Source organism: Nodosilinea sp. LEGE 07088, assembly GCF_015207395.1.
Taxonomy (GTDB): domain Bacteria; phylum Cyanobacteriota; class Cyanobacteriia; order Phormidesmidales; family Phormidesmidaceae; genus Nodosilinea.
This window is the reverse complement of the sequence record NZ_JADEWX010000055.1, coordinates 21,312-32,026: the sequence shown is the minus strand read 5'-3', so window position 1 is coordinate 32,026 and position 10,715 is coordinate 21,312. Positions and strand designations below refer to the sequence as shown.

Here is a 10,715-nt window from a genome sequence, read left to right as displayed (position 1 = left end):
GCCGCCGCCGCCGCCGCCAACCGGCAACACCATTAATGCAGCCGGGCTTGAAATCGTCAAAGGCTTTGAGGGCTTAAGGCTCGATGCCTATCCTGACCCGGGTACCGGGGGAGAACCCTGGACCATTGGTTATGGTCATACCTCCGCCGCTGGGGCACCCCGGGTCTATCCAGGGCTGACCATCACTCGGGCCGACGCCGAAAATATCCTCAAACGAGATCTCGGCAAGTACGAACAAGCTGTTGCCAGTGCCGTGACTCGCCCCCTGACCAGCGACCAATTTTCGGCACTGGTGTCATTCACGTTTAACGTCGGGGCAGGCAACCTGCGCTCATCTACCCTGCTTCAAAAACTCAATGCTGGCGACATTGCCGGAGCCTCTGATGAGTTTTCGCGCTGGGTCTACGCTGCTGGCAGGGTTTTACCGGGGCTGCAGCGCCGTCGCCGAGCCGAGCGAGCATTATTTCGCAGTGAGAATTGGCAACAGTTCCTCTAAGGGGCACTCGACCCCGATGAGATGAGTCGCCAGGCCATCCATGAGGGAGATGGTGACCGATGACAACATCCATCCCAGGATCGACAACCGCTAGGTCAATCGCGCCCATCCGCTAGAACGGAAATGGTTTATAGGGAATCCATTGAGTCCACAATCTGGCCAAGGTACCGTTGACAAGCAGCTGATTGAGCCCCTGATTGAGGGCATCTAGCAGCTCTCGGTTACCGGGCAGAACCCCAATACCAAAGGGATGCTGGGTCGGCAGTTGAAAGGCTACGCGCAGGGTAGTCGTATCGGCCTCGGCGGTCAGCAACATCAGCGCATCTCCCACCAGCGCATCAATCGTCCCCTGTTCTAAGGCTAGCAAGAGGGTTGACAATGCTTGGTCAGCCCCCATAAACGCAACCCACTCGAGATCAGGCAGGGTCTCAGTCAGTGCTAGTGGGGTGGTGCCGGCCAAGGTACCTAACCGTTTACCGGCCAAATCAGAGACATTATAAATAGAGCTCTCTTCACGCACTAATACCGCCTCATCAAAGCGGCCATAGGGTCGGGTAAAGTCAGCCCAGGCCCGGCGGTCTTGGGTAATCGCCTGACTAAACCAGACGACGTCATAGTTGCCGGTGCTGAGGGTAGGGTAAAACTGGTCAGGCGGATGATCAAACCACATTGGAGCCAGCCCTAACACCTCTCCCAGAGCACGAGCAACGGCAGGCTCGTACCCAAGGCGATCGCCATCTTGCACAAAGCTCATGGGCCGAGCATCAAAATCGCTGGCAATAATTGAAAGCTGACCAGGGCAAACGGTGGTGAAATCCATGGCTATGCCAAAAAAACCTAGGGCTATTGTGACATCAAACCATTATTCTCCTTACAGGCTATCGCCCCTCGGGGGCATCCCTTGAAATCGCCGTCTATTCATGGAATGGTGAAGACAGTACAGCAAGAGTGCGCGAGCGTTGAATGACTGTTGGTAATCCTACTTCTGATCCGGCCTTTGCCCCCCTACGCGAACTGCGATCGCTGCTGCTCAAGGCCCATAAGATTTTGATGGACGCTGAGAAGGAGCGCTATGAAGCCAGTTATGGAGCCATCGCCAATAAGGGCGACTACTTGCGACTGGTGCTGAGCCACGAGCAATTTAGCTGGCTACGGCCGATTTCTCAGCTGATTGTCCAGATGGATGAAGTGCTCATGGCGAAGCAGCCCCAGGCACCCGAGCGCGCGGCTGAGTTACTCAACCAGGCCCAGCATTTGCTGTACGACAGCGAAATCGGACACATGTTTCAAGAGCGCACCAAAACACTCTCCCGCAGCAACTCCGAAATGGCTGCTATGGCGAAGCGCATGCACGAGTTACTGGCAACCGATCTTTCTGGCTCCACCTAAAGCTACGGCAGTTGGGCTAAGGCACAGGGGCCATCCTGTGCAAAGATGATAGGGTTGCAAACAACTTTCCACCTGGGTGCCAGGGAGGATTTGAGTAAGAGCGAGTCTGTGCTATGAACGTTGGTGAACGCGTCCGAGTTAAAGAGTCTGTGATTTTCTACCACCACCCGCTGCACCGCAACGAAGCCTTTGATGCCAAGGGTCTTGAAGGCACCGTGGTCAATATCCTCACCGACTATAAAGGTCGCCCCATCAGCCCTAATTTTCCGGTGCAGGTAGAGTTTGAGGTCGAAGGGGCCAAGCGCCCCATGCGGGCTCACTTGAGAAAGGATGAGCTAGAAACAGTCTAGATGACGAGTTTTATCATTTAGCTTTCCTAGGCACTGCGGGCTTTCCTAGACACTGCGGCCATTGAACAACGTCAGCAAATTAATCTCTGAGCGCATGTTAGCGAGATCGCGTTGATTTTCAGCAGCGACTTGGTAATACCACTGGCAATAGGCCTCCAGGTTAGCTCGGTGCTCCAGCTCCAAACGGAACTCCTGGGCCGCCTGGTGCAACTCCAAATACTCAAGAATGTCTTGGGGATCGGCGAGCGATCGCGGCGATAGGTATTCAAACATGGCAGTCTGGCGCAACACGGGCCCATCATACACGCAGCCAGTTAGCCGTAAAGTTCACAGCATTCACTCAGGTTTACTGGCCCCTAGCACGCCGGCTACCGCCAAGCAGCCCCAGCCCACCATAAGGGCACCGCCGCCTACCGGGGCCACCGCTCCCAACAGATTCTGCCCCGTCAGGGCCAGGGCGTAGAGACTGCCCGAAAATATCGCCGTGCCCGCCACAAAAGCCCAGCCTGCGGACGTTAAGAGCCCCGGTGCCCCCAGCGCCTGACTGCGCACCAGCGCTACCAGCAAGAGAGCCAGGGCATGGTACATCTGATAGCGAGCGCCAGTCTCAAACACCGCCAATAAACGTTCGCTCAACTGGGGCTTAAGGGCGTGGGTGGCAAAGGCCCCCGCCGCGACAGCAGTACCGCCCAGTAGGGCTGCGATCGCAATAAACAACCGTTCTATGGTCATGATTGACCTCCCTACCGTTCGCGTACCGCTTCTACCATGCGGGAGAAATAGAACTGAGTCTTCGTCATCGCTCGACGCTCAATCTGCCAGCCCTCAGACTCCAGCGCCTGCACAATATTGGCTTCGCGGTGCAGGTAGGCGCGGGTCGCTTTGCTCGGCCCCGGAAAAAAATCGCCTACCTTTTTAAGCGCGCTATAAAACACCGTCTTAGGAGCAAAACTCATGATCAAGCGCGACTCAGCCAACGAACTCAGGTGGCCAATCATGGCCTGTACTTTGTCTTGAGGGTAGTGAATCAGTACATCTAGGCAAATGACGGTGTGATATTTTCCCGCCAGTTCTTCTAGATCTTTGACCTCAAAGGTAGGTAATCGATCTGCCGGTAGCACCATCTGGGCACGGCGCTCAGCCTCAGCCACCATTTTGGCAGAAATATCGCTGGCGTAGACGTTTGCCCCAGCCAGCGCCAACGGAATCGATAGACTGCCTACCCCACAGCCTGCATCACAGCAGGTCAATCCAGTCAAGTTGCCGTCGGCGGTAAACCACGCCATCAGGGTATCGACAGTTTTTTGATGCCCTTTACGAATATCTAGCTGTACCTTATTGACTTCACCATCGCCGTAGATGCGCTGCCAGCGGTCAAACCCCGTGGCGTTGAAATATTCGCGAACAACGGTCTTGTCGTCGATAACAGGCATGGGACGGCAACTTTGCTAACTTCTGTAAAATTCTATGATCTTTTGCTTCGCCAAAACGACCCGCAACGAAACTCAATCTTCTGATTCCCTGGCCAGCACCAGCCAGTGGCATGATGGTGAAGCAATCTCCACCGGTCGTTGAGTTATGACCCCTGCTGAAATTGGCATCATTATGGGCAGCGACTCAGACTTGCCTACCATGGCAGCGGCCATTGAGATTTGCGTTGAGTTTGGGGTGGCCCACGAGGTGGCCATTGTATCGGCCCATCGCACACCAGAACGCATGGTCGACTACGCTAAAACCGCCCGCGATCGCGGCCTCAAAGTCATTATCGCTGGAGCCGGGGGAGCCGCCCATCTCCCCGGCATGGTCGCCGCCCTGACCCCGCTGCCGGTGGTTGGGGTACCCGTGGTCAGTCGCACCATGCAGGGCCTTGATTCGCTCTACTCTATCGTGCAGATGCCCGGCGGCATCCCAGTCGCTACCGTCGCGATCGGCAATGCTAAGAATGCCGGGCTGTTGGCGGTCCAGATCTTAGCCTGCGATCGCCCCGCTCTCATGGATCAAGTCGTTCAGTATCGGCGCACGTTAGAAACCTCCGTTCTAGCCAAGCAGCAGCGGCTCGAGCGACTGGGCACCGAAGGCTACCTCAAACACCAGACTTGAGACAAGTGGATGCATAGTGTGGATGCATAGATGATCAAACGAAATCAACTTTTACGGTCTTATTGCTCCAACTAAAGTCGTCTCAGCACAATAAAACCTAGGTTTACAGACCCATTTAAGAAGGATCCAGTACCGCCACAGGGCTTTACGTATCCTGCGATACAGATTGACGGCCTGAGAATTGGTGGAATCGTTGTGTTGTGTCTATATGAAAGTTCTTCTGCTTGGTGCTTGCTCTAGGCAATGTATCCAGGCAACTTAGTGTTGCCTTCTACAGGTATCTTTAGCTGCCTTTGGAAGCTTGCACTCTAATCTAGACGGTTCGCAGAGCAATTTTGTTCTGTGGGCTGTAGCTCCCATACAGGCCTGACTGGCCGCCCGGCGGTTAAGAGTTAGGTCTCACATGCCAAGCCGTGTTCACTGTCTGATTGTGTTGAAGGAACGTCTGTTGAGATGTCTAATTTAGTGTTGCGTAATCGTTCTCGGTTCCGGAGGCGGTCTAAGACTAGCTTCTGGAGCGCCAGTGTACCTCCCTTTGACGTGGTATTTAAGCGTCTGTTTAGCCGCATCGGTGGCTGGGCATGGGTAGCCTGTGTTCCTCTAACGCTGGTTATTTTGGCGACATGGGGAGTTGCAGCCCAGGCTCAAGACGAGCTTACCGCTGCGGATGTGCAAACCACCCTAGACAATATTTGGGTGTTGATTGCCGCTTTCTTAGTATTTTTCATGAATGCCGGTTTCGGCATGCTAGAAACCGGGTTTTGCCGTCAGAAGAATGCGGTCAATATTCTGACCAAAAACCTGATCGTTTTTGCACTGGCTACCGTAGCCTTCTGGTTTCTTGGTTTTTCTCTCATGTTTGGGGCCAATGGCAACGGCTGGGTAGGCTGGGGAAGCATCTTCCTGGGAGGCGCTCCTGAGCTATATGGCTTAGGGCCCGATGGGCTCAATCTGTCTAAAGACACGTTTTTCCTCTTCCAAGCTGCCTTTGCCGGTACTGCGGCCACCATTGTGTCGGGTGCCGTTGCTGAGCGCATTAAGTTCGCTGACTTTCTGATCTTCAGCATCCTGCTGACAGGGATCGCCTACCCCATCACTGGCCACTGGCTGTGGGGTGGTGGCTGGCTCGCTGAGATTGGTTTCCACGACTTTGCTGGGTCTACTATTGTTCACTCTGTAGGCGGTTGGGCTGCGCTCATGGGCGCGGCATTTCTCGGGCCCCGTATGGGCAAGTACACCGCCGATGGTCAGGTTAGTGCGCTGCCAGGGCACAACCTAAGTATTGCCACCCTCGGTTGCTTAATTCTGTGGCTGGGCTGGTTCGGGTTTAACCCCGGCTCGCAGCTGGCCGCCGATATGGCTGTGCCCTATATCGCTGTTACGACTAACCTGGCCGCAGCATCGGGTGGCATAGCGGCTACCTTCACCTCCTGGGCCTTGAGCGGCAAACCTGATCTGTCCATGACCATCAATGGCATTCTGGCAGGCTTAGTGGGCGTTACCGCTGGTTGCTACGTGGTGGGCTATGGTGGTGCGTTCTGGATTGGTCTCGTTGCGGGCATCCTGGTGGTGTTCTCTGTGGGCTTCTTCGATAGCATCAAGATTGACGACCCCGTAGGCGCCACCTCTGTACACCTGGTGTGCGGTATTTGGGGCACCTTGGCCGTAGGTCTATTTGCCAACCCCAACAACTTCACCCAAGGTGGTGCTGAAGGTTCCATCAGCGGTTTGCTCTACGGTGGGGGTGTAGGTCAGCTAGGAGCTCAAATTCTCGGTATTTTGAGCATTGGTTTGTTTACCGTGGTTGCCTCCACTATTTTCTGGCTCATTCTCAAGTCGGTGTTTGGCCTGCGGGTCAGCGCCGAGGAAGAAATGAAGGGGCTGGATATTGGTGAGCACGGTATGGAAGCCTACAGTGGTTTCCTCAAAGACACCACTGACATGACTGGCATGATGTAGGTTGTGACATCGCAATCAAGCGTGGGGTTTCCGTAGGGAAGCCCCAGCGTTCTAACACTCGGGCAGTATGCTCGAGTGTTCTTTTTTGTAGCCGGGTCTTTACCCGTGAGTTAGTTTTCAGCGCCAGCTCACACCAGAGGAAAGTTGATGTTGGCAAATGGTTACAAAGTACCGTGATAGCAGGAGGCAACTGGTAGGCTAGGTGGAAGTCACTGCTGCCGATACAACCGGGTCTCCATTGGGTTTGTTGTAAACATGCTGGCAGCGCTTTTAGATCGATGGTTTCTTAATCTGAACGATGAGCAATTCCACATCTGTGGTGGAAGAATTGCTGAGTGCAATTCCCCAGCTTAGACCTAGCCTCTACTTCAAAACCTCGCTGACAGCGTTATCTCACGCAATGGAAGATCATGTGTTGGCGGGGGCGGGCAAGTCTTTGGTGATTGCGAGCTTTCAGCAAGAGCGATTTTATTTGCAGGAGGCGAATCGTTACCTGCGCATTGCCGAAAGTACCGACCAGGTTTATGTACTATCGGCCCTGGGCACAAGTTTTGTCAGCCACTCTAACAACTACGAAACCATTGCGTTTCAGCCCGACGATGCCCTCACGCAGGAGTGGCATCTGGTGGTGATTGGAGCTGACTATACCGCCTGCCTAATCTGTCGGGAGCGATCGCCAGAACCCTCTGCTAATTATGGCCCATCCCTTGATCAGACCCGTCGCTTTGAGGGGATTTGGACTCAAGACCCCTACGTGAGCCAGAAGTCGGCGGCCATATTGCTCAATCGCATTGCTGGGTATCGCCCTGACCTGGCTGACAAAACAGCGATCGCCCATCAGCGATTTATTGACCCCACCCTGGCACCCACCACTGACCTCGATGGCAGCGGTGGCCCCGATCCCTTTACCCAGCGCCTGGTGACCTATCTCCAGGCGGGGCAGTATAAGTTGCTTAAGGCGTATAAAGCGATTTCGGCCCAAGAGCGCCGCGAGCGCCTGGTTAACTCCATCACGTCAGTGGTGCGCCAATCCCTTGACGCTACCGAAATTTTTTCTAAAGCGGCCCAGGAGTTGGGCCAAGCCTCCCAGGTCTGTCGCTGCCTCATCTACCCCTGTAGCGCCACCGATGCCTCAGTACTGATCACCCACCAACACCTCAACAACGACGTTGAGTCTCTGCTGGGAGAAACCTGGCCCTTGGCAACAAATCCCCTGTTTGATTACGTTCAAGACACTAAAGAAAATATCGCCATTGCCGATACCCAAGATCAGGCAGCTCCCTTTAGTCAGGAGTTAGCGATCATTCAGCCGTTAATTGAGCGCTGGCAAATCCGGTCTTGGCTGATGGTGCCATTAACCTACCAGGGTCGTCTGGTCGGCATCATTGAGCTACACCACTGCCAACCCCAGCCCCACAATTGGAGCGAAGACGATATTGCCCTGGTAGATGCGATCGCCACCCAGCTCAGTGTGGCGATTATCCAGGCTGAAGCCTATGCCAACCTCCAAGATCTCAACCATCAGCTCGAAGCCCTCGATCGCACTCGCGCCAACCTGATTGCCATCACCGGTCACGAACTGCGCACCCCTCTTTCGACCATTCAGGTCTGTCTCGAAAGTCTGGCGACCGAGCCCGATATGCCCAACAAACTGCGCCAGATTATGCTGCAATCAGCCCTTGAAGATGCCGAGCGCATGCGCAAGCTAGTACAGGACTTTCTCACCCTATCGCGGCTTGAGAGCGGCCGCGTAGAGTGGAATCTAGAGTCACTCTCCATGCAAGAATGCGTCGATTTGGCCCTGAGTAGCATTCGCGGCAGCCACGATAGCACCCCGGCGCCCACCATCAAGGTCAAAATGCCCAAACAGCTCCCCTTGGTCAGAGCCGATGGGGAGTGGCTGGTCGAGGTTCTGGTCAAACTGCTTGACAATGCCCAAAAATTTACGCCTGCCGAGGGCAAAATTACGATTCAGGTGACTCGCCCTAGCCCCACCCATCTCCAGGTCACCATTGCCGATACTGGGCGCGGCATTGAGCCCAGCCGCCTACAGATTGTGTTCGACCGTTTTTATCAAGAAGAAGGGGCTCTGCGCCGTACCACCGGAGGCACAGGGTTAGGTCTAGCCATGTGTCGCCAGATTGTAGAAGGGTTGGGAGGCGCCATCTGGGCAGAGTCAGAGGGTAAACATAAAGGCAGCCAGTTTCATTTCACCGTACCGGTTGCTCAGGGCAATCTCGACAGCCGCAACCGCACCACCAAAACAAACAAGCAACAGCCTGCTACTTTGCCGGGTAATCCTTCGGTGCTGCTCGACGATTAGCCCCTGGCAATATCTGGCGGCGACGGCCGTTCTCGGCCCGGTAAAACCATGGCATGATCAGTGTGGTCTCACCGCTGTCAGTCAAAGCAAGCATGGGCAACTCGAAGCCAACTGACCCACAAAACACTTCGCCAGGGTCTCCCCTCATGGCCGCTTGGCAGTACCTACGCGATCGCACCAACCAGTTGCAGCCAGCCCAACAGTTCCACCGCTGGTTTACCATTGACGACGAAAAAGTAGCCGATATTCTCGCCGCCGTACGCCAGCAGCTTCCCACCACCGAAGCCCTGCTGATTGGCAAACCGCAAACTGGCAAAAGCTCTATTGTGCGCGGCCTGACCGGGGTCTCTAAAGACATCGTCGGCCAAGGGTTTAAGCCCCACACTCAACACACCCAGCGCTATGCCTATCCCTCAGAAGAACTGCCGCTACTGATCTTTACCGATACCGTCGGTTTAGGTGACATCGCCCAGGCCACTGACGCCATCATTGATGCCCTGGTAGACAACCTGAGCACCAGTACGAGCAAAGGTCGAATTCTAATTTTGACCATTAAAATCAACGACTTCGCCACCGATACGCTGCGGCAGATTGCTGCTCGCCTGCGCCAGCAGTTTCCGACGGTGCCCTGCCTGTTAGTGGTGACCTCTATCCACGAGGTCTACCCACCTAGCCAGACTAATCATCCTGGCTACCCCCCCAACCTGGAAGCCGTGAATCGACCCTTCGAGTTGATTCGCGCCAACTTTCAGGGGGTGGTAGACCGCACCGTGCTGATCGACTTCACCCTCGAAGACGACGGCTTTGAGCCAGTCTTTTACGGCCTCGATGCCCTCCGGGACGTGCTGGCCGACCTGCTGCCAGAGGCCGAGGCCCAGGCCCTCTATCAACTGCTCGATGAGCAAGCCGAAGCCACCCATCAACTGGGTAACCTCTATCGGGATGTGGGGCGTCACTACATCTCGGCCTTTGCGGTCATGGCCGCTACCCTGGCCGCTGTGCCGCTGCCCTTTGCCACTATGCCCGTGCTCACCGCCCTACAGGTGTCGATGGTGGTGCTACTCGGTAAACTCTACGGCCAAACCCTCAGCCCCTCCCAAGCGGGTGGGTTAATTAGCGCGATCGCAGGCGGCTTCTTTGCCCAGGCCGTCGGGCGCGAGCTGATCAAATTCATCCCCGGCCTGGGCAGCGTCGTAGCTGCCTCCTGGGCCTTTGCCTACACCTGGGGCCTAGGCGAAGGGGCCTGCGTTTACTTTGGTGACCTCATGGGCGGCAAAAAGCCCGATCCCCAAAGAATTCAAACCGCCATGCAGGCGGCTTTTGCCGCTGCCAAAGATCGCTTTACAACGGAAGACGTAGAAGCCCAATCTACAGGGACGAAGCTTTCCGACCCTGAATAATTTTGGCAGAGGCTAACTCGCGTCGTCATCTCTACGCTGCTTGCGCCATATCGTTAACCCCATACCAATTAGCCCAGGCAACAAAGCTGGCGTAGGCACTACAAAGGGTTGGACTGGTAGGGTAGTGGTGATAGCCAACGGGGTATCTGGCTGTGGTGGTATTAGCCCTTCTGGGGCAAAGCCGAGGGGAAAAACAACTTCCAGCTTGTTACTACCCGTGAATCTTGCAAAGGGGCTGTTATCAGGCGAAAAGGCAGCAAAGCTAAAGATGTTGATCGTGGGTAACTGCCCCGGCTGATAAAGATTAGGGGCTTCGAAGCGATAGATGTCATTGCCAGACTCGACATTCCCAAATATAGAATTCAGGCTAAACGAAATAGCGTTATCATCCAGGTCAATATCCCAAATGCCGCCAAACTGTACGAGTTCAAGGCCAGGGGTCACTACCACAACGTCCTCTGGCCCCTGAAAAATATCAGTCCCTAAATTGCCTTTGTCCAGGAGGTTAGTCACTGTGACTGTCTCACCCAGTGAGAACGCCTGAGCAGAATCTGTCCAGACGGTACCCAGAGTCAACACAGTAGCGACCCCAAGGCCGATACCTCTTAATCTCATCTTCATCTGCATCTCCACAAGGGGGGCTTCAACTATTTACAAGAGGCAGATGCGCAATCCGGGTAGCTCGCGACCAGGGGTTT

The 10,715-nt window shown here is 55.0% G+C and carries 12 protein-coding genes; 7 read left to right on the top strand and 5 right to left on the bottom strand.

Features of this window, described 5'->3' with window-relative positions; genetic code table 11:
- The first annotated feature begins 31 nt into the window (after nucleotides 1-31).
- Nucleotides 32-496 carry a lysozyme gene (locus IQ254_RS14190; protein WP_193966810.1) on the top strand — a complete coding sequence of 155 codons (465 nt, stop codon included), beginning with the start codon at nucleotides 32-34 and terminating at the stop codon, nucleotides 494-496.
- A gap of 112 nt (nucleotides 497-608) precedes the next feature.
- On the opposite strand, the gene IQ254_RS14185 is transcribed toward IQ254_RS14190, so the two are convergent.
- On the bottom strand, nucleotides 609-1,316 hold the full coding sequence (locus IQ254_RS14185; protein ID WP_193966807.1) for an ABC transporter substrate-binding protein: 708 nt from the start codon (nucleotides 1,314-1,316) through the stop codon (nucleotides 609-611).
- Between the two features lie 143 nt (nucleotides 1,317-1,459).
- On the opposite strand from IQ254_RS14185, the gene IQ254_RS14180 reads away from it, so the two are divergent.
- A complete protein-coding gene (locus tag IQ254_RS14180; protein WP_193966806.1) occupies nucleotides 1,460-1,885 on the top strand; it encodes a hypothetical protein in 426 nt (141 codons plus the stop codon).
- A 113-nt stretch (nucleotides 1,886-1,998) separates the two neighbouring features.
- On the top strand, nucleotides 1,999-2,235 hold the full coding sequence (locus tag IQ254_RS14175; protein ID WP_193966805.1) for a ferredoxin-thioredoxin reductase variable chain: 237 nt from the start codon (nucleotides 1,999-2,001) through the stop codon (nucleotides 2,233-2,235).
- 45 nt (nucleotides 2,236-2,280) lie between these two features.
- On the opposite strand, the gene IQ254_RS14170 is transcribed toward IQ254_RS14175, so the two are convergent.
- The 3 genes from IQ254_RS14170 to bchM all read right to left on the bottom strand — a co-directional run bounded on the left by IQ254_RS14170 (nucleotide 2,281) and on the right by bchM (nucleotide 3,668).
- Nucleotides 2,281-2,508, bottom strand: a complete 228-nt coding sequence (locus IQ254_RS14170) for a hypothetical protein (RefSeq protein ID WP_193966804.1) — start codon at nucleotides 2,506-2,508, stop codon at nucleotides 2,281-2,283.
- A gap of 63 nt (nucleotides 2,509-2,571) precedes the next feature.
- Entirely contained in the window at nucleotides 2,572-2,961 is a 390-nt protein-coding gene (locus IQ254_RS14165) for a DUF423 domain-containing protein (RefSeq protein ID WP_193966809.1), read from the bottom strand.
- A gap of 17 nt (nucleotides 2,962-2,978) precedes the next feature.
- Nucleotides 2,979-3,668: a magnesium protoporphyrin IX methyltransferase gene (bchM, locus tag IQ254_RS14160; protein WP_193966803.1), complete on the bottom strand. Its 690-nt coding sequence runs from the start codon at nucleotides 3,666-3,668 to the stop codon at nucleotides 2,979-2,981.
- Between the two features lie 145 nt (nucleotides 3,669-3,813).
- Here bchM and purE point away from each other — a divergent pair, with 145 nt between their 5' ends.
- The 4 genes from purE to IQ254_RS14140 all read left to right on the top strand — a co-directional run bounded on the left by purE (nucleotide 3,814) and on the right by IQ254_RS14140 (nucleotide 10,017).
- A complete protein-coding gene (gene purE / locus IQ254_RS14155) occupies nucleotides 3,814-4,335 on the top strand; it encodes a 5-(carboxyamino)imidazole ribonucleotide mutase (RefSeq protein WP_193966802.1) in 522 nt (173 codons plus the stop codon).
- Nucleotides 4,336-4,788: 453 nt separating this feature from the next.
- Complete coding sequence (locus IQ254_RS14150; protein WP_193966801.1) at nucleotides 4,789-6,294, top strand: ammonium transporter; 1,506 nt, start codon at nucleotides 4,789-4,791, stop codon at nucleotides 6,292-6,294.
- Between the two features lie 298 nt (nucleotides 6,295-6,592).
- Complete coding sequence (locus IQ254_RS14145) at nucleotides 6,593-8,617, top strand: DICT sensory domain-containing protein (RefSeq protein ID WP_193966800.1); 2,025 nt, start codon at nucleotides 6,593-6,595, stop codon at nucleotides 8,615-8,617.
- 146 nt (nucleotides 8,618-8,763) lie between these two features.
- Nucleotides 8,764-10,017, top strand: coding sequence for a GTPase family protein (locus IQ254_RS14140; RefSeq protein WP_228040681.1), 1,254 nt, complete (start codon nucleotides 8,764-8,766; stop codon nucleotides 10,015-10,017).
- A 12-nt stretch (nucleotides 10,018-10,029) separates the two neighbouring features.
- Here the strand turns inward: IQ254_RS14140 and IQ254_RS14135 are convergent, their stop codons facing one another.
- Nucleotides 10,030-10,530: a PTPA-CTERM sorting domain-containing protein gene (locus IQ254_RS14135; protein WP_193966798.1), complete on the bottom strand. Its 501-nt coding sequence runs from the start codon at nucleotides 10,528-10,530 to the stop codon at nucleotides 10,030-10,032.
- Between the last annotated feature and the right edge of the window lie 185 nt (nucleotides 10,531-10,715).